Here is a 19,053-nt window from a genome sequence, read left to right on the forward strand (position 1 = left end):
GACGGGCGGGACGCCCATCCCACAATAACAATTAAAATTGTAAGTTATTTAATTAGCGCTCCTGAGTTAAAGCTGGCAGCGTTTAATGAGTTAAGTTTACAAGATCCGCTGCCTGATACTCGCAACCATAAAACCCCTCGATAAAAATTTTCTTAATAATTTTGCCACAACAGTTGACTGAAGCTTAACCAACGGATAATCTATTTTAATGAAACTTGCTTCCAAATAGCTTATAATAGTTATGCAATTTTCAACTGCCACTCAAACTCCTAAAAATTATGAAGCGGCGGCATTTTGTTGGGTTATCGCTATTGTTTGTAGCAAGCTGTTCTACAACAGTAAATCAATCTAATCGCACTTCTTCCAGTTTGGCCGTAAGTGAACCTGAAACCCTTGAATTTGCTGTGACTGATGTTCATGGTGCAGAAGATTTGCAGCAAAATTATCAAACCTTTCGCACTGTTCTTGGGGAAGTTTTGGAGAAAAAAATTGAATTGTTCCCTGTCGATAACTATATAGAAGCAGCAGTAGCCCTCCAGTCTGGTCAGCTAAAACTAGCTCTAACAGGGCCATCTGAATATGTGATTATGCGGGCCCGGACAAATGCTGTTCCCATCATTGCCATCACCCGCCCCGACTATCACTCAATTATTCTTGTTCGTGCCAATAGCGAAATTAAGTCCGCAGCACAATTGAAAGGTAAAACAATAGCTATGTGGGAAATAGGTGCAACTGGTGGTCATCTAAGCCCGATTAAAATTCTCCTGGATGCTGGCTTAAATCCCCAATCCGACTTCAAAATCTCAATGTTGGGAATCAAGGGTTTGCAGGCTCTCAAAAAAGACCAAGTTGATGCCTTAGCAATTGGTGTGAATAGATACAAAGATTTACTCAAAACAGACAGTTTATCAACCAAGGATTTTCGGATTATTGCCACAGGGCAACCCTTACCTAATGATTTGTTTGTTGCTAGTAGTAATCTGCCTAATACTCTTGTTGAAGAAATTCGCGATCGCCTGGTCGAAAATCAAGATCAGCTAATTGAAGCAATTTTAGTTGGGAAAGATAATGATAAGTATCAAGGAGCTAAACTGGTGCCAGCAAACGACAGTGATTATAACATGATTCGTGAAGTTTATAAAGCTATTGGTCAGGGGAATGTTTTTTAAGGTTAAGTTTTATCTAATGCCTACTTTGTAGTAGGGCGTTAGCCCTTAATCCATAAACTATAAGGAAGATTTGGTACTAGGAATCAGAAAGTTTATTTACGTGCATTTACTAATTGATAAAGTTGTTAAAATTTAGCTCAGGTTGCCAGTATGCAAAAGTTTGAACAGGGAGAGAATAGGGCTGTGAGGTTCAAAAACCTTATCCTAAATAGAGGAAAAAATAATGCCGCTGTCACTGAAGGATCTCGCGACATCAAAAATCCTCTCAAAAAAACTCCCTTCACTGCAATTAACCGTTTCATTTCTCGCTTAAGCATTGCCCAAAAAATTAATTATGGCTACTCCCTAGCAATTGGAATAGCCGTACTAGGAACCACAGGGGGAATGATCTGTGGAGACTATTACCAAAAGCAAGCTTTCAAAGCTTTAACCTTCGCCGACGATCAACAAGATTTGCTCAGGGATTTAGAATATTCCGTGCAGGTAGTCCAGTCACATCCCAAACGACTAATATCTATCTTGGGAGATTCAATCTGGTTTGAATATGAAACTGCTAAGTTCTCGAAAGATGTTAATGCAGTTAAAAAAAATATTGCAGAAATAGACACTTTTAGTGAAGAATACTCGGAAGAATTAGCAGTAAATTATGCTGAATTAAAGGAATTATTAGACGGTTACACAACTGCGACAGATTCGTATTCTAAATTGCTCACCTCTTTTTGGAAAGAAATAGCTCCCTCCTCACTAAAACCAGAGGACGTTAAACAGGCGCAGCAGCAAGTATTGGATTTAATCAGAGGGGATAGAGCTGTTAAGCTCGATGTTAAGTTTGAGCGACTCTCAGAGAGTTTGAGCTTGATGACAGAAGTAGCTAATGCACAGGAAAGACAAGCCTCTGTTAATTTTAATATAGCTGAGAAATTGCGAGTGCAAATCATCGTAGTGAGTATGTTAGTTTCAGTTGTGATCGCTACTTTTCTAGCCATCTGTACCAGCCGCGCGATCGCCATCCCTATCCAAGCTGTAACCAGCGTTGCTAAAACTATTACTCAACAAGCAAATTTTGATTTGCAAGCACCTGTCACCACAGAAGATGAAGTAGGAACCTTAGCAAAATCCATCAATCAATTAGTTCAATGGGTAGCAGAATACACCGATGAATTAGAGCTGGGTCGCCAAACTTTGGAAGAGCGAGTAGAAGAAAGAACAGAAGAGCTTACAGCAGCGCTTCACCAACTTAAACACACCCAAACCCAGTTAATTCAAACCGAAAAAATGTCCAGTTTAGGGCAGATGGTGGCAGGCGTAGCCCATGAAATAAACAACCCTATTAACTTTATTCACGGCAACCTAGAATATGCCAACGAGTATATTATAAACTTGCTGCATTTACTTCGTCTATATCAGCAGGAATACCCGCAACCCACAGAGGCGATCGCAGAAGAAATCGCAGAAATAGAACTAGAATTTATCACAGAAGATTTACTAAAACTTCTTGAATCTATGAAAATAGGTTCAGAACGCATCCGGCAAATAGTTTTGTCTTTGCGAAATTTCTCTCGCTTAGATGAATCTCAAATGAAATTAGTTGATATTCATGAAGGCATTGACAATACACTGTTGATTTTGAACAGTCGGCTCAAGCAGGGAATTGAAGTTGTCAAAAACTATGGAGACTTGCCAGAAGTAGAGTGTTATCCAGCGCAGCTAAATCAAGTATTTATGAATATTATAGCAAATGCGATAGATGCACTAGAACAATCATCCCATGACTCTAAAAAAGGGAAAAATCCTCAGATTTTAATTCAGACGCAAAAGTTGGACAGTAGCCAAATTCTGGTGCGAATTTGCGATAACGGCCCTGGCATTCCATCCGCAATCCAAAACAAGCTATTTGACCCATTTTTTACAACTAAAGAACCAGGAAAAGGCACTGGTATCGGACTCGCAATTTGCTACCAAATTGTGGAAAAACATCGGGGAAAAATAGAGGTAATTTCATCTTTGGGAGGGGGAGCAGAGTTTGCGATCGCACTCCCCGCCTCATCTCAAACTTGAAGCTAGATATTGTCTATTTTGAGGACATTAATGTGTTAACGACGGCACATAATTTGTTATTCGACTATTTAAACTCAGCTCCGACAGCCGCCCAATTTCCCAAACCAGCCGATTTGCTCAACCAGTTGACAGCCCGACGTAAAAAGTCGGGGCGAACTGGGCAGATATAGAGGCGCTTTTGGACTTAGTAAAAAACCATTAGCGCGAAAATTGAGCGGAAAACAGAACTCTTGGTGACAAGAAATCTGAAACCGTTGAATCACAAATGATGGAAATGGATGGGGGCGGAGGGACTTGAACCCACACGACCGTTTCGGGTCAACGGATTTTAAGTCCGTAGCGTCTACCATTCCGCCACGCCCCCCTTTGGTCAAGCTGCTGTGGTTTTGAGCCACTAACAGCAACAGCCTTTTATTCTACAGGCAAAACCCCGATTTACGCAACCCCTAATCAAAAAATTCCCAAAAGTCGCGCTGGATCTCCGCAAGCGGTACAATAGTTAACCAGCTAACGGAGCGTGTCAACTGACTTACCGGTGTTATTATTCCCCTAAAGCAAATCTATGTATATTACCTTACTGCTTTACGCCGTCTTGGCAGGAGCCTACCTCCTGGTAGTACCCGCGGCCACCTACGCTTACCTGAACAGCCGCTGGTACGTCGCTACCTCTTTTGAGCGTGGCTTCATGTACTTCTTGATGTTCTTCTTCTTCCCAGGTATGTTTCTCCTAGCTCCATTTTTGAATTTTCGGCCCAAACGGCGGCAGATAGAAGCCTAAATGCGACGTATTGACGTAATTGGAATCAGTGTCGGCTTTTTTGTAGCAGGTGGGTTTGTCTACTTGCTACTGCAATTTGCCGGACTCGACAGTATGAATGCCGGGATTTGGAGTCAGTTGTTTTTGGTTGCTGGCTTGATTGGCTGGCTGGTGACTTATTTATTTCGAGCACTGACTCAAAATATGACCTACAGCCAGCAATTGCAAGACTACAAAGAAGCTGTCTTGCAGAAGCAACTGGATGCACTCACTCCTGAAGAATTAGCCAAACTTCAAGCCGAAATTGAGCAGGAAAAAGATAGTTAGTCAGTGGTTAGTTGTCAATTGTCAGTGGTTAGTTGTTAGTTGTCAGTGGTTAGTTGTTATATCATGTCCGGTCGAGCGATCGCGATTTTTGTAGGGGCGGGTTCACAAACAATACCGCCCATAATTGACAATCTCAAAAACCCGCCCCGACCGGGCTATTATGGTTAATCGCTCGGACATGATATTAGTTGTTATTAGCTAATACCAACTGCCAACAACCAACTGCCAACTGCCAACAACCAACTGCCAACAACCAACTGCCAACAACCAACTGCCAACAACCAATGACTGATGACTAATAACTAATGACTATTTCTAATTGTTTTGAAAAGTTACGCAAGAACCACCAATGTGCATTGATTCCTTTTATTACTGCTGGCGACCCAGACTTGGAGACAACGGCTAAAGCACTGCAAATTTTGGATGACAATGGTGCAGATGCGATCGAGCTTGGCGTTCCCTATTCTGACCCGCTAGCTGACGGGCCGGTAATTCAAGCAGCCGCTACAAGGGCCCTACAGCGGGGAACGCGGTTAGATGCGGTGCTGGAAATGGTAGCGAAAGTTAGTCCGAATTTGCGATCGCCCATCATTCTCTTCACATACTACAACCCGATTTTGTACCGAGGTATAGAAACCTTCTTGCAGCAAATCAAAAGTGCTGGAGTTCAGGGATTGGTTGTACCAGACTTGCCCTTAGAAGAAGCAGACAGTCTCATCCAACCTGCCAACAAATTAGGGATTGAACTAACATTATTAGTTGCTCCGACAAGTCCCAAAAGCCGTATAGAAGCGATCGCTCGTCAGTCTCAAGGATTTATTTACTTAGTCAGTGTGACGGGGGTGACGGGAGTACGCGAAGGCTTAGAAACGAGAGCAAAAGAGTTGCTGCAAGAACTTCGCGCCGTCACCGACAAACCCATCGGGGTCGGGTTTGGTATATCGCAACCCGAACACGCTCGCCAAGTGAAAGAATGGGGTGCAGATGCTGCGATTGTTGGCAGTGCATTTGTCAAACGGTTGGCAGAAGGTACTCCAGAACAGGGCTTAGAGGCGATCGGCGAATTCTGCAAAAGTCTAAAAACAGCGATTCAAAATCCTTAGTAACTGTACAATACTTTCAGCCATTAGACAGATGTGTGCGATCGGGATGTGCCATCACAATTGCGATTAAAGACCTTGTTGTACTTGAGATAATACACCACATTCCTTCTAGTTCCTGACTAGAAGGTTTTTTTTGAGCCGAACACGCACAACATTTCCACCTATTGCAGGCATGGAGAACCAAACAGCTATGTATGCAAACGACTTTGCCTTCTCCGGTGGGCTGTGCTGCGACTTTTAATAATGGGTAAAAGATTGAGGATTATTCATTCCTTCTTCCTGATTGGTGATTTCTCTCCGCTCGCCAAGCTGAAGAGCCTTCTTCCTTCTTATTTCTTCCTTCTTCCTTCTTCCTTCTTCCTTCTTCCTCCTACTATAACTTGAGGAATGTAACTTGGGATAGATGAAAAGCTACGGTTTCTATTCGTATACTTAAAAAAGTGTTTAAGTGCCTAATTTGGTAAGGCTAGCCATCTACAAAACCACCAGGCATTTGAGCATCTCACAATAGAAAGGAGCATTTTTGTCAGGAACTCAGGGCTAAGTGCCACTGAGCTTGTAAGAAATTGCAAGCTGTTCTGACCAGACCCCCCGCATGGCGGAGACGTTATTTAGGTCACGACACCGGTGAATGCGACGCCAGTTTTCCGCTCTGTCATCTGCAATTAAACAGTTTTAAAGTCACTGAAACAGTGTTGCAGGTCTAACAAGCCTTTATAACCAGGTCGAGGCGAACATTACCCCGCAAGGGAGAAAGGAGACAACCATATCTCCATCGGAGGGGCAACCATACCTCTCCAACCCCGAAAGGCGATTCAAAGCGGTTGAAACCGCCGCGTCGTTTCCTTCTCAGGGCTCAAGCCACGCTTGTTTCCCACTTACCGAGCATTTTTATGAAGACACTAACTGCATTTCTGAAAAAAATTCGAGCTGTACAAATTTTAACAGTTTTTCTGGCTGGCATTTTAGTATTTGTGAGTACGGCCTGCAGCAGCGCCCCTGATATTATGGCAGGAAAAACTGATGTGATGACAGGAAAAGGAAAAACTGCCGACCAAATTAGAGAAGAAGTGCCGAGCGGCGCTGTAACGTCCGAATTCAAAGGCGGCATGAACGATTACAGCGATGTCGATCCTAGAAACAAAAAGATGACAACAACAGAAGCAAAAGCTCAGCTTCTCAAAGATCAAGCGCAGCGCCGCATTGACACGAAATCTAGCAACAATGTAGGTGAAAATGTGCGGCGGGTAGCGGATGATGCGCCTGAAAAACTCGACCAAATTGGCGAAAAGATCAAGGAGGATGCTCGCACCGCCCAGCAGAAAGCTGATGACTTTGGCGACAAAACCAAACAAGGCTTTGCTAATCTTAAAGAAAACACTCGCGAAGGCTTGAAGGGAGCAAAAGATATTGTTAAAGAAGCCACCGAGGGAGCAAAAGAAAGAGTATCAGAGGGTACTGAGTCTCTGAGATATAATACCGCCGGCGGCCAAGAAAATATCAATGATGCAGCACGAGATGCAAGATAGAAGGCTCAAGATGCCTCAGACGATATTTGCTCGAAAGTGAATCGAGATATTGACTGAACTCAACGATAGGCCCAAAGAGCGACAGACTACTAATCTCAAATAACGCTGTTTCCTTTTCTGGAAGCTACATTCCGACAGGGGTTTTAACCTCTGTCGGAATGTAGGTAAAGTCAATCAATTTTAGATTTGAGATTTGAGATTTGAGATTTGAGATTTGAGATTTGAGATTTGAGATCTTAGCATTGACTTGCGCGAGATAAATTCGGGGCCTGTATCCTGGATGCTTTCGGTAAATCGATTTTAGATTAAAGATTAAAGAATTGAAGCATTGACTTGCGCGAGATAAATTCGGGGGACTGGAATGCCACTGCTCTCACGACGGATTCTTTATAATATATATAGATTGTATTTGGACTTTTTAAGGTAATAACTTTTCGATCGGCTTTGCGGAAATTTGGGCGATCGAGCTATATTAAATTCAATTAATTAAGGTGTGTATTTTTCAATACATGACAAGGCAGTGTTTCTACGGTATTTCGCGTTTATTTAATCGCCTTTGAGATTAACAGCAGAAACTTATACGTAAGTAAACAGCTTTAATCGCGATCGCCCAAGTATAAAATATTATTATTTAATAGATAATTTGATTTTTTGATCTACAGCTCGAAAATTATGGTGTTTATGCCCTAAGATAGATAGACCAAGTTTTGTCAAGTTAATGTCTGGGTTGAGGTCAGCCAATATGGACACAATAATAAATGGAGTATATTTGACTAGGGTAATACCGGGGTATCGCTCGATCGCGCAATCGCGCAATCGTACACAGATTCTCGATCGGCTATCGATCGATTCATGGGCGAGAAAGACCGACAACCTGCAGCTAAAATTCTCAAACCTACATCATTGTGGCGGAGGATTTGCGGGAGGCGGTGCTGCCACAATCCCAAAAAGTTGCATTAGCGACCGTTAATTGCATCGGTAGAAATAGTCCTAAACAGAAGAGAAATTTTCGACAGACTGAAATGCAGACCGGTTATTTACAAATACATTAAACCTTCCAATCTTTCAATTAATCTTGACTGTTACCTGCTATATAGAGGTGTATAAAATTTAGCAAAAAGAGGCCACGGATTCAGGATATATTAGAGCAGTAATCCGCAGCCAATCGACAGGGGAAATGGAGGTAAACCTTATCTTGGGAATTGTGTTTTGATGCTAGTAACGATGATGCACGACTTTTATGATGCGCTGGCAGATTTGGCAATCTATGCAGAGGCCCCACCGGCGGAGCGCCAACAAATCCTTGATCGCGTTGGGGCTAGTCAGAAAAAACTCAAAGAATTCGCGCACCATACGCCGATCAATTACCAACACAAGTTCGATCTGGTTGAGGCAGAATTGCTGGGCGTTTTGGGACAGACAGCAGAAGCAATGGAATTGTACGATCGAGCTATTACCGGAGCTAAAGCTAACGAATATGTCAATGAAGAAGCTCTGGCCTGCGAACTCGCTGCTAAATTTTACCTGTCATTAGGAAGGGAAAAAATTGCCAGAATCTACATGATAGATGCCTATGATTGCTATGTCCGCTGGGGAGATAGAGCCAAAATTGACGAATTAGAAAAACGTTATCCTCAATTATTAAAACTGATTTTAGAACCTGCAAAACTCCCTGCAAATCCCTTAGCAAATTTTCCAACACCTGCTGGGCAAAATCCATCGCTTCATCCATCCATTCATCCATCCATTCATCCGTCTGTTTCGGCGAGTGTCTCAGATTTCGGGAATTTTTCAACACTGCTCAAAGCTTGTCAAGCGCTCTCTAGTGAAAGAGAACTCGATCGACTGATTGCCAAACTGATGCAACTGGCGATGAAAAATACAGGAGCTGACAAAGGAGCGCTGATTTTACCAAACGGCAATCAATGGGAAATCGCGGCTACCAGCACGCTCGACAATTCGGGAGTCGAGTGGGCGATCGACTTATCATCCGCAAAACTCGATGACAACAGCGATATCTTGCCCCTCAAAATTGTTGACTGCGTTAAAAATTTATTGAAACCTGTGATTGTTCGGGATCTCACTCAACAACGTGATTGGGATTCCGACTCCTACATCCTCAAATATCAACCGCAGAGCCTGTTGTGTTGGCCGATTCTCGATCGAGGCAGCTTAGTCGGCATTTTGTATCTGGAAAATCGCTTAACCGCAAGAGTTTTTACCCGCGATCGCCTGCAACTTCTCAATCTCCTGTCTTCCCAGGCAGCCATCTGTTTGCAAAATGCTCTGCTCTATAAAAAATATCAGGATTATAACCAACAATTAGAGCGATCGCTAGTAAAAATTAGCCGAACCGAAGCTCAGCTTGCGGAGCAGAAACAAATGCTGCAAGCGATTCTTGATGTCGCTCCGATTTGGATTTGGATGGTTAATCCTAGAGGTAAAGTAAAGTTTTTCAACAAGACATTTTGTGAAGATGTGGGCGTGCCTCTGAGCGAGTTTTTAGCTGTCGATCATTACAAAGATATACTCGGAGAGAATGCAGCGAACTGTCTGGTTTCAGATGCGGCCTGCCTTGCCCAAGATTCGCCGCATTACTCCAACGAAACTCTCAGACTTGTTGACGGCAAACTGCACTATTTAGAAGTCACCAAAGTGCAGTTAAAAAATTCCCAGGGCGAGACAATCGGGATTATCGGTTTGGGCGTGGATGCCACCGAGCGCAAGCGAGCCGCAGAACTTTTGCAAGAGCAAAATCAACAGCTCGAACAAACTTTAAAAAATTTACAACAAGCACAACTGCAAATCGTGCAAAGCGAGAAAATGTCGGCATTGGGTAATTTGGTGGCCGGAGTCGCCCACGAAATTAACAATCCGATTGGGTTTATTTCTGGCAATTTAAGCGAAGGTAAAAGGAGTTTGGAAGATGTAATCGAACACTTAGAATTGTATCGCTCCGATGCCTCGCCATCGGAAATTGCCGACCACGCCGAAGAGATAGACATCGATTATCTTTTGGAAGATTTACCGAAGATGATTGATTCAATGCAACTTGGGTGCGAACGCATTTGCAGCATCAGCAACAGTTTGCGTACCTTCTCGCGAGGCGACAAAGACTACAAAGTTCCTTTTAATATTCACGAAGGCATTGATAGCGCTATTTTAATTTTGAAACACCGCCTCAAAGCAAACGAACACCGCCCGCAGATCGAAGTTATCACTAAATACGGCAATCTCCCTAAAATAGAATGTTTTCCCGGTCAATTAAATCAAGTTTTCATGAACTTGCTTGCGAATGCGATCGATGCCTTAGAAGAGTCAAATATAGGACGCAGTTTTAGCGAAATTACCGCCAATCCCAACCGCATCACGATTGGCACGGATATAGTCGGCGAAGGGTACATTAAAATTAAAATAGCTGATAACGGCACCGGAATCAAAGAGGAAATTAAACAGCAGATATTCGACCATTTGTTCACGACGAAAGGTGTCGGAAAAGGAACTGGATTGGGGTTGGCAATTGTCCACCAGATTGCGGTAGAGAAACATGGCGGAAGCATCGAGGTGAATGGCGAGCCGGGAGTTGGCACTGAGTTTGCGATAATTTTGCCTGTGAAGGGATAAAATTAAATTAAAATTTAATGTTTTTTGGGCGATCGCGTAATAAGATATACTGACTTTAATTCGGGTCTTTTTTTGAAAGCCTTAGCATAACTCTTTTAAAGTTGTATTTTAGACACCCTATAAGTGAGCGCGTCACCCGTTTTGAGTTGGGAGATGTCTATTATACAAAAAAAATTAATCACCAAGGCTTCGCCCTACAAAAATTTATCTTAAATTTAACCAATCTTGAATTTCTTGCGCTAACCAAGCCGCCTCAACCTCTTTCAAATTTTTTGCTACAACATAAAAGTAAGTTCCCATATCGTTACCGGCACGAATCTTGATTTGATTTCCCGAAAGAGAGTTATTGTGAATGAAAGCACCCAAGATTTCTGACATTTCTCCTGTTTCTTGTAAGTATTTACACCCCAATACCAGATGTGTTATTTTAAAATATTTGCGATTAAATTTAACTTGCTTTATCTCAAAAATAACCTTAACTAAGAAACCTATTATAAGTACCGAAATTACTACCCCTACGCTCAATTTTCCTGTTAAAAAGGGGATAATTGTCGGAATGAATATCATTAGCATTACTGTTCCTAGATAAGCAGAGAATAAAGGCTTTCTGACTAAGAGAGCCGGAATTTTAATGTGTAACTCCGTCGCTGATTTGCTAACTTGAATGAGACTGTGAGGCGGTTTAGCAATTTTCCGAACAGTCGCAATTTGAAGATTAGCTCCTTGTATGTTGCCCGATTTCAAAGCGGCTAAAGCCTCTCTAGCCAGGCGGAAACGCTTTTCTAACCCGATTTCCGTCATCTTCTCAATCCAGCTTACCAAAGTAGGATTGACACTCACGCGATCGCTAAACTGAATCCGAGAATCTTTCTGTGGTAAATCCGCAGGTGTCGCCCCCGTTAACAAATGAATTAAAGTAGCTCCCAAAGCATACAAATCCGAAGCCGCCACCGCCCGCCCCCAAAACTGTTCTAAGGGTGCATAGCCACTCGTTCCTACCACTGTAAACGTTACACCTGTCACCGCCGCTTGAGCTTGTACCGCACCAAAATCTACTAGATAAACCTGCTGAGCTTCCCCCAAAATTAAATTACTCGGCTTAATATCTCGGTGCAAAACCGGGGGACTTAATTCATGCAAATAAATTAAAATTTCCAGAACTTCAGTGGCAATTTGGCGTACTTGTTTTTCGGAAAAATGCTGACCATTTTCTAACAATTCCTGAAGCGAAAACCCCGGAATATAATCTTGCACTAACCCAAACCAAGGCAATCCTGCTCCGGCTTCCCGCTCCAGGGAAAAATAATCTCGATAGCAAGGAATGCGGGGATGATTTAGCGCCTGCAAAACTTGTGCTTCTCTTTCAAAGAGCTTGAGTTCTTCCCACTGCATTTCCGGGCTAAAAGCTAACATTTTTAGTGTCACCTGTTCTTGAAACTCTAAATCTACTGCTAGCCAAGTTTGATGACCGGCCGCTGTGCGCCCTAAACGCTGTTGCAATTGATAACGTTCTTGTAAGATTTTTCCTGGTTCTAACACAGCATTGCCCGATTTTTTTTAATTATATGAATTTTTTTTAACTATTAAATTAACTATTTTCCCGAGAGCGTTAAATTGCTAGTACAAGTAATTATCCGTGCATTTCTCCATTCGGCATAATTGTACCGCGCCACTGAGCCCCCGCTAAATTAGCAGTGCTCAAATCTGCCCTAATCAAAGTTGTGCGGTGCAAAATTGCCTCCCGCAAATCTGTTCTAGCCAGGTAAGCATCAGTCAAATCAGCTTCACTCAAATTTGCCTGATTCAAATTAGCTCGACTCAAATCAGCCCGCACCAAATTAGCTCGACTCAAGTCAGCCATAACTAAATTAGCATTGCTCAACTTAACATCAGGAAGAAATGCACCCCGCAAGTTAGCGCCAGCAAATTCAGCATCAATTAACACAGCTCTTTCCAATTTAGCATTTGTCATTACAGCCCAGGAAAAATTTGTTTCTACCAAAGTTGCTTCAGTCAAATATATGCCATCTAAAATAGCTTCGCTCAAATTCGCCTGAGTCAGATTTGCTTCCCCCAGAGATGCTTCTGTCAAATTAGCGTGACTGAGATTAGCTTTAGTCAAATCGGCACCTTGCAAATTGACGCCCCGCAAATCGGCACCTTGCAAATTTGCACCCCGCAAATTTGCACCCTCAAAAATCCGCACCTCCTTCCGCAAATTTGCACCCCGCAAGCACGCCCCGCGCAAATCTGCACCTTGCAAATTCACACCTCGCATATCTGCATCGCTCAAATTTGCATCAATAAAAACTGCCAAAGAGATATTGGCTCTGCGAAAGTCTGCACCTTGCAAAGTCGCTCCGTGGAAGTCTGCATCGGACAAATTTGCTCCGCTCAAGTTTGCTTGATTTAAGTTAGCACCGCACAGCTTTGCATTAGTTAAATTTGCGCGCTGAAGGTTAATTCTGCTCAGGTACGACATCGCTAAGTTTGCACCCCAGAGGTCAGCATTACTTAAATTGACGCCAATTAAATCGGCACCGCTCAGGTATACCCCTCTGAGATTCATACCTTGAAAATCTAGTTCTCCTGATGTATATCGCCTTAAAATTTCGCTGGCATTCATATTTTTTTTGTGGTGAATTAGGTACAATCTGCTATTTCTAGACTTGTTAAAATTCTTCTGTTCGCGCAGGCGGAATTAGTTTTTGTAGCCCCTGACTTAAGTCGGGATATTTAATGATTTTGATTGACAAATTCTTGAGTCCAAAAAACTGTTTTGCTGCCTAACTGTCGCCCGTGAATTTTCACATGAGTAAGATATTTTGATTTTAAAGTACACAGTTTTTTGTGAATGTATGTAGCTGTAGTCTGTTGGTTTGGTACTTCAGCAGACTCCAGAATCACATGGAGCCAACCGTCTTTAAATCCTACTGTAGCAGCAATTCCTTTAGGCTGTAGCAATTGATTAATCAATTGGGCGATCGCCTTTGGTTTGCCTTGTTTTGCCATTTCCAGAAGCTGATACTGATTTGCTTTAGGGCTAGAGTTTTCCGGCGGGATTTCGGAAATATTGTCTGCCATATTTTCTGGGATTTTAGAAAGATTTTTTCCGCTTTCTTTTGACTCCAATTCAATCAAAATTTCCAGCAATTTATCGGTAAACTTCTGAACTTTGCCTACATACTCTCTGAGATTTTTATATTTCCAGTACAAACGATCCTCTGCACTTCCGGTTGAAAACTTTCCATTTAAGGCTGATTCTAACTGGGTGAATATATTTTCTATTTGCGCTGTGGCGGAGTTAGCACTTTGACTGACTAATTCTGTCATTTCTTCTTCCAATCCCAACTTGCGTTTGATGGAATCGCTAATATTTATAATAACAGGAGCAGCAGGTTCTAAAATTTCGATAATAGTCGGCATTTCTGCAACTGGGAATGTTTCTACCATTTCCTGTCTGAACTCAGTAGGATAATTATTGCTGGTTTCTGGTTCTTGAAACGGTAGATTTTCTGCCGTGTCCGGCACTAAGTAACTCTTTTGAGGGTCATAATGATAGTGAGGTGGAGCAGCTTGAAGGATGTGAGTAATCTCGCCTGGATCAAAATAATCGCTGCGTTTGTCCACCAGCTCGATCTCTTCATAAACACTGTTGTTTAAATGTGTCTGATCGTAATCTTCACTAGCCGAAGATTCGGCTTCATGGGGTTCTTCCTGTTGCATTTTTGCGTAACAAGGATTCATCGCTTTGATGATTACGCTCGCTGCTTGGTCGTTTTCATCTCTGTTGTCGAGATTGCTAGCAGTTCTGTACAACTGAGATTCCAGTTCGGCTAGGGTGGTACAGACATTAAACAGTTGTCGCAGTAGATTGTCAAGTTCTTGAGTTTTCAGAAGTAGCCAGTCGCGATCGCTAAAAGTAAACTGGTGATAAAGAGTAGAAAAAATGAGGATTTTCGCCCTCAGCGGATTTGTTTGCTGCAAAATTTTTTGTCGCACATCAAATAAAGTGCCGGGGTTTCTTGCCCTTTCTTCGCTGCTGGGTACTTCCGAACTAAAGTGTTCTTCAAATGCGGGAGCTTCCTGACCGCCAAAACTAGATATGTTTACTTCTAATTTGGTGAAGTCTTCAAATTCATACAGCCTGCTAAGTTGACAGACTATGAGGTCTGCTACTAAAGCATACTCGTTTTTTTTATTAACCTTAGAGACTATACTATTTAAAACTGCTTCAATATCTTCTAACCGGCTGTATTTGGCGCACAGTTCTTCGATTAAAATCCTTACATCGGCGCTGGCGAGTTGGGCAGGGTCGTTTTCCCAGAACTCTTTACAAGCAAAAAATATTATTTTTTTAATGCGCGAGAGATTCACGTCTTGTTCTAATTCGCGAACAACTTCATCTAAAATAGATAAAGCTTTCATAGTTTTCCTCCCATAAAAATACCCTGTCAGTCGATTTTAGATTTGAGATTTTAGATTTGAGATTTACTTGCAGCGCCGTGAATCTGGGAACCAGAACTTGAGTCTAAAATTTTAGTATCTCCACTCAGGAGCGTAGGTGGCACGGTACCCGTTTTTGGGCGGGTCAACACTTAGCAAGAAATAATACAATTATACCACATTTGATAAATGCAAGACTTTGATGCGATCGTAATTGGGAGTGGTATTGGGGGCTTAGTCGCAGGCTCGATGCTAGCTCGCTACGGGAAGCAGGTGCTCGTCTGCGAGAGCCACATCATAGCGGGCGGGGCAGCTCACAGCTTTTCGCGCCGGGGATTTCACTTTGATTCGGGGCCTTCTTTTTATTGCGGTTTGACTGACCCCCGCTCGTTCAATCCTTTGCGGCAAGTTTTTGATGTTTTGGAGGAATCGATCGCAGCAATTTCTTACGATCCGCTGGGGCATTACCATTTTCCAGAGGGAAGTTTACCAATTTATGCTAATGCGAGAAGTTACTTAGATGCTGTAGCTAAATTCGCACCGCAAGGTGCTGTAGAATTACAGCAATTTCAAGAAAACTTATTAGTTTTGTATGAAGCTTTGCGTGGAATTCCGGCTTTAGCACTGAGATCCGACTGGCAGTTGATACCTGTTTTGCTGTCTCGGTACTCGCCTGCTTTGCTGAAGCTGTTGCCGCTAGTAGGTGCGATCGCGGGTTCAGCAGGTTCCTTGATGGATCGGGACGTGCGTGACCCTTGGGTGCGGCGTTTGATCGATTTGGAGTGCTTTTTGCTGTCGGGTTTGAAAGCGCACGGAACTGTCGCGCCGGAAATAGCTTTTATGATTGGCGAACGATCGCGATGTGCGATCGAATATCCTGTAGGTGGCAGCGGTGCGATCGTCGATGCTTTAGTCAGAGGCTTGCAGCGCTGGGGAGGAAAGTTGCGCCTGGGAACTCCTGTCGAGCAAATATTAGTTGAATCCGGCAAAACCAGCGGCGTTCGCTTGAAAAATGGCGAAATTATCCGCGCCCCAATTGTTATTTCAAATGCCACCGTCTGGGATACTTATACAAAGTTACTGCGCCCTGAAGATTTGCCGGAAAGCTACCGAAAAAACGCTTTGTCGATGCCCGCAGTAGACAGTTTCATGCACCTGCATTTAGGAATTAAAGCCGAAGGACTCGAAGGTTTGACCGGCCACCACGTCGTCGTTCACGACAGCAAGATTGACATTACAGTACCCGGAAATACTTGCATGATTTCGATTCCTACAGTGTGGGATGAAAATCTCGCGCCGCCCGGACATCACGCCGTTCACGCTTATACATTGGAACCTTACGAAGGTTGGGAATATGGCGAATTGTATCAGCAGAAAAAGCAAGAGCGATCGCAATCTCTGTTTCAAGCTTTAGAAAAAATTATACCGGATTTGCGATCGCGAATAGTCGTAGAGTCGATCGGCACACCGCTAACCCACGCCCGATTTTTGCGCCGATATCAAGGAACTTACGGGCCTGCAATTGCCGCCGGAAAAGGCACATTTCCCGGCCCGCAAACACCAGTCAAAGGCTTGTATCGCGTGGGAGACAGCACCATGCCCGGAATTGGCGTCCCCGCTGTCGCAGCATCGGGTATTTTGTGCGCGAATACTTTGGTAAATTCCGATGTGACAGCACAATTTTTGTAAGCGAAGGAAGTTCGGCAACGAGCAATGTACGGGATGTAACGGATGTAACTCACATCTTGCACCATTGTCAATAAACCTTTTATGAACAGGCTTTTCGGCCTGTTCCACAAAAAAATTTATCTCTTGTGGAACAGGCCGAAAAGCCTGTTCTTGAGAATGGTGCAAGATGTCAGATGTAACGGATGTCAGGAAGAAGGAAGTTCGGCAACGGATTAACTGGTTCCCTGCCTCTGGCTGGGAACCGAGATCCAGAGGCTCTGCCTCGCTGGCAAAAAAACAGGAGGCTGAGCAAGAGTGAAATGCGTTCCCAGGCTCTTCCTGGGAACGAGGAAAACGAGGAAAAAACTACTTTTTACAAAATCTGCCTGCTGCCAAAACTGATTATCCACCAGCGGCAAAAGCGCCCATAATTGCGATCGACAAAGCCAAACCTGGCAACAGCAGCAATCCTAACATCAAAGCATCGTGTCCGCTCATCACTTTCTCCTGATATTGACGTTAAACATTATACTCTATAAACTGCCATCTTGCCTCGGTCTTAATAATTAATTAAAACCGACAGATAGATTCAGGATTGACAGGGCAAATTTTATTAACAATGGGATTGCCGCGCAAGTCCAGCGTAGTCAACTTTTGCAAAGATTGCAGGGAACTGATATCAGAGATTTGATTGTTGTACAAGTCTAGTAAAAATAAATTATTTAAAGCTTGTAGCGCGCTGCTATCCGAAATCGGATTGTTGAACAAATAAAGTTCAGTCAAATTAGTTAACGATTTCAGCGGACTGATGTCTGATATTTGATTGTTACCGAGGTTGAGTTCAATTAAATTAGTCAGCGATGTCAAAGGACTAATATCTGATATTTGATTTTGGAATAAAACCAATTTATTTAAATTAGTTAAAGATTTCAACGGAGTAATGTCAGATATTTCATTTCCGAACAGAAACAGCGTAGTCAGATTTTTCAAGGAAGCCAGCGGCGTGATATCTGATATTTTATTATTGTAAAGGTAGAGTGTCTGGAGTTCAGTTAAATTTGCCAGAGGAGCGAGATCGGAAATTTGATTGTTGTAGAGAATCAGCGCATTTAAGTTAGTTAAATTTTTCACCGGAGTGATGTCGGAAATTTTGTTGTCAAACAAGACAAGTGCGGTAAGATTAGTTAGACCTGCTAGGGGACTGATGTCTGAGATTTGATTGGTATCGAGAACGAGTATAGTCAGATTTATTAGAGATGAAAGCGAACTGATATCTGATATTTGATTGACATCTATAACCAGAGTTTTCAGGTTAGTTAAAGATTGCAGGGTATCGAGGTCAGATATTTGATTACTGCCTAGGATGAGATTAGTAAGTTGAGTGAAAGATGAGAGGGGGCTGATATCGGTAATTTGAAGATTTTTGAGGTTAAGTTCTTTTGTATTAGAAAGCAGTTCGTTAGCTCGATCGCACTCGGCGGTGTCTGATATTTGCAACAGTATGTCTACGGTATGTTTGGCGTCGGGCGAGATATTTTCTTTTTGCTTGCACCAATCGGGAAACTTATTATAATTTGTCATGGGCTGTGCTGCCTTAATCGATTTTAGATGCGAGATTTGAAATTTTAGATAAGTATAGCAATTCTATTTCATTTGTGAATGAGATTTTTTTCGGGTTTTGAGAAATTTTAGCAAAAATTGTGTAAAGTAATCTTAACATCCTTAATTGCATTGTATTCGCAGGAGCCAAGAGCCAACTATGACACCAGAACTAATTTTTAATGCCGGTAATCTGTTCGTTGTGCCTTTCTGGGCAATTATGATTTTATTACCAAACTGGGGAATTACCCGAAAAGTGATGAATTCCTTTATTCCGTTTGCAGTGCTAGCCGTTTTGTACATATATTTGTTTGGTAGCAGTCTGACGGCGGAAAATGCGGCTGCTTTGTCCAATCCCAAGCTAGCAGATATTGCTAAGTTTCTGGGGGAGGAAACGGCGGCTGCTACGGGATGGATACATTTTTTAGTGATGGATTTGTTTGTCGGGCGCTGGATTTATTTGGAAGGACAGCGGACAGGAGTTTGGACGGTTCACTCTTTGGCTTTGTGTTTTTTTGCTGGGCCGATGGGATTGCTTTCTCATATTGTAACTGCTTGGATTACTCAAAGGTTTTTCCCGAATTCTGAAAGTCTTTCAGGGGCGGGTTCTGGGGCCCACCCCCAAGAAAATTGATGTATTGTGGAACGGGCTCTGTGGCCCGTTCGTTCCTAAGTATGGCGCAAGATATCAGTAACAATATAGAGCGTAGCTAAACCCGCTCCTTGTATTTGGAAAGAGGTAGATGGTGATTTACTGTTGGGTGGGGGCGGGT

The 19,053-nt window shown here is 42.8% G+C and carries 14 protein-coding genes and 1 tRNA gene; 10 read left to right on the forward strand and 5 right to left on the reverse strand.

The window, feature by feature from the left end:
* Positions 1-278 precede the first annotated feature (278 nt).
* Both phnD and QUB26_RS25245 read left to right on the forward strand, forming a co-directional pair.
* Positions 279-1,169, forward strand: a complete 891-nt coding sequence (phnD, locus tag QUB26_RS25240; RefSeq protein WP_333241195.1) for a phosphate/phosphite/phosphonate ABC transporter substrate-binding protein — start codon at positions 279-281, stop codon at positions 1,167-1,169.
* A 150-nt stretch (positions 1,170-1,319) separates the two neighbouring features.
* Complete coding sequence (locus QUB26_RS25245) at positions 1,320-3,227, forward strand: ATP-binding protein (RefSeq protein WP_333241198.1); 1,908 nt, start codon at positions 1,320-1,322, stop codon at positions 3,225-3,227.
* A 279-nt stretch (positions 3,228-3,506) separates the two neighbouring features.
* Here QUB26_RS25245 and QUB26_RS25250 read toward each other — a convergent pair.
* A tRNA-Leu gene (locus tag QUB26_RS25250) sits at positions 3,507-3,591 on the reverse strand.
* 198 nt (positions 3,592-3,789) lie between these two features.
* Here QUB26_RS25250 and ndhL point away from each other — a divergent pair.
* The 5 genes from ndhL to QUB26_RS25275 all read left to right on the forward strand — a co-directional run bounded on the left by ndhL (position 3,790) and on the right by QUB26_RS25275 (position 10,567).
* The gene (gene ndhL, locus QUB26_RS25255) at positions 3,790-4,005 is read left to right on the forward strand and encodes an NAD(P)H-quinone oxidoreductase subunit L (RefSeq protein WP_193972727.1); all 216 of its coding nucleotides are present in this window, start codon (positions 3,790-3,792) and stop codon (positions 4,003-4,005) included.
* Positions 4,006-4,311 carry a DUF3007 family protein gene (locus QUB26_RS25260; protein WP_333056347.1) on the forward strand — a complete coding sequence of 102 codons (306 nt, stop codon included), beginning with the start codon at positions 4,006-4,008 and terminating at the stop codon, positions 4,309-4,311.
* Between the two features lie 305 nt (positions 4,312-4,616).
* Positions 4,617-5,414 carry a tryptophan synthase subunit alpha gene (gene trpA, locus QUB26_RS25265; RefSeq protein ID WP_333241203.1) on the forward strand — a complete coding sequence of 266 codons (798 nt, stop codon included), beginning with the start codon at positions 4,617-4,619 and terminating at the stop codon, positions 5,412-5,414.
* A gap of 893 nt (positions 5,415-6,307) precedes the next feature.
* Positions 6,308-6,943, forward strand: a complete 636-nt coding sequence (locus tag QUB26_RS25270) for a DUF6658 family protein (RefSeq protein WP_333056350.1) — start codon at positions 6,308-6,310, stop codon at positions 6,941-6,943.
* Between the two features lie 1,212 nt (positions 6,944-8,155).
* Entirely contained in the window at positions 8,156-10,567 is a 2,412-nt protein-coding gene (locus QUB26_RS25275; protein WP_333320235.1) for an ATP-binding protein, read from the forward strand.
* Between the two features lie 204 nt (positions 10,568-10,771).
* Here the strand turns inward: QUB26_RS25275 and QUB26_RS25280 are convergent, their stop codons facing one another.
* The 3 genes from QUB26_RS25280 to QUB26_RS25290 form a co-directional block, all read right to left on the reverse strand.
* A complete protein-coding gene (locus QUB26_RS25280) occupies positions 10,772-12,106 on the reverse strand; it encodes a serine/threonine-protein kinase (RefSeq protein WP_333320217.1) in 1,335 nt (444 codons plus the stop codon).
* Positions 12,107-12,197: 91 nt separating this feature from the next.
* Positions 12,198-13,193, reverse strand: coding sequence for a pentapeptide repeat-containing protein (locus QUB26_RS25285; RefSeq protein WP_333056353.1), 996 nt, complete (start codon positions 13,191-13,193; stop codon positions 12,198-12,200).
* A 110-nt stretch (positions 13,194-13,303) separates the two neighbouring features.
* A complete protein-coding gene (locus QUB26_RS25290; protein WP_333320219.1) occupies positions 13,304-14,995 on the reverse strand; it encodes a hypothetical protein in 1,692 nt (563 codons plus the stop codon).
* A gap of 207 nt (positions 14,996-15,202) precedes the next feature.
* On the opposite strand from QUB26_RS25290, the gene QUB26_RS25295 reads away from it, so the two are divergent.
* Both QUB26_RS25295 and QUB26_RS25300 read left to right on the forward strand, forming a co-directional pair.
* The gene (locus QUB26_RS25295) at positions 15,203-16,702 is read left to right on the forward strand and encodes an NAD(P)/FAD-dependent oxidoreductase (RefSeq protein ID WP_333320221.1); all 1,500 of its coding nucleotides are present in this window, start codon (positions 15,203-15,205) and stop codon (positions 16,700-16,702) included.
* A gap of 166 nt (positions 16,703-16,868) precedes the next feature.
* A complete protein-coding gene (locus tag QUB26_RS25300; RefSeq protein WP_333241209.1) occupies positions 16,869-17,000 on the forward strand; it encodes a hypothetical protein in 132 nt (43 codons plus the stop codon).
* A 251-nt stretch (positions 17,001-17,251) separates the two neighbouring features.
* On the opposite strand, the gene QUB26_RS25305 is transcribed toward QUB26_RS25300, so the two are convergent.
* Positions 17,252-18,262, reverse strand: coding sequence for a leucine-rich repeat domain-containing protein (locus QUB26_RS25305; RefSeq protein WP_333241211.1), 1,011 nt, complete (start codon positions 18,260-18,262; stop codon positions 17,252-17,254).
* Positions 18,263-18,440: 178 nt separating this feature from the next.
* Between QUB26_RS25305 and QUB26_RS25310 the strand changes: the two genes are divergently transcribed.
* On the forward strand, positions 18,441-18,914 hold the full coding sequence (locus QUB26_RS25310) for an ABA4-like family protein (protein WP_333320224.1): 474 nt from the start codon (positions 18,441-18,443) through the stop codon (positions 18,912-18,914).
* The last annotated feature ends 139 nt before the right edge of the window (positions 18,915-19,053 follow it).

This window comes from Microcoleus sp. B4-C1 (assembly GCF_036705285.1).
Taxonomy (GTDB): domain Bacteria; phylum Cyanobacteriota; class Cyanobacteriia; order Cyanobacteriales; family Microcoleaceae; genus Microcoleus.

Bases quoted from the DNA above. Each gene is read 5' to 3' on its own strand.
- QUB26_RS25295 (WP_333320221.1), top strand. From the start codon at position 15,203: ATGCAAGACTTTGATGCGATCGTAATTGGGAGTGGTATTGGGGGCTTA.
- QUB26_RS25305 (WP_333241211.1), bottom strand. From the start codon at position 18,262: ATGACAAATTATAATAAGTTTCCCGATTGGTGCAAGCAAAAAGAAAAT.
- QUB26_RS25275 (WP_333320235.1), top strand. From the start codon at position 8,156: ATGCTAGTAACGATGATGCACGACTTTTATGATGCGCTGGCAGATTTG.
- QUB26_RS25285 (WP_333056353.1), bottom strand. From the start codon at position 13,193: ATGAATGCCAGCGAAATTTTAAGGCGATATACATCAGGAGAACTAGAT.
- trpA (WP_333241203.1), top strand. From the start codon at position 4,617: ATGACTATTTCTAATTGTTTTGAAAAGTTACGCAAGAACCACCAATGT.
- QUB26_RS25300 (WP_333241209.1), top strand. From the start codon at position 16,869: ATGTCAGATGTAACGGATGTCAGGAAGAAGGAAGTTCGGCAACGGATT.
- QUB26_RS25270 (WP_333056350.1), top strand. From the start codon at position 6,308: ATGAAGACACTAACTGCATTTCTGAAAAAAATTCGAGCTGTACAAATT.
- phnD (WP_333241195.1), top strand. From the start codon at position 279: ATGAAGCGGCGGCATTTTGTTGGGTTATCGCTATTGTTTGTAGCAAGC.
- QUB26_RS25260 (WP_333056347.1), top strand. From the start codon at position 4,006: ATGCGACGTATTGACGTAATTGGAATCAGTGTCGGCTTTTTTGTAGCA.
- QUB26_RS25310 (WP_333320224.1), top strand. From the start codon at position 18,441: ATGACACCAGAACTAATTTTTAATGCCGGTAATCTGTTCGTTGTGCCT.
- QUB26_RS25245 (WP_333241198.1), top strand. From the start codon at position 1,320: ATGCAAAAGTTTGAACAGGGAGAGAATAGGGCTGTGAGGTTCAAAAAC.
- ndhL (WP_193972727.1), top strand. From the start codon at position 3,790: ATGTATATTACCTTACTGCTTTACGCCGTCTTGGCAGGAGCCTACCTC.
- QUB26_RS25290 (WP_333320219.1), bottom strand. From the start codon at position 14,995: ATGAAAGCTTTATCTATTTTAGATGAAGTTGTTCGCGAATTAGAACAA.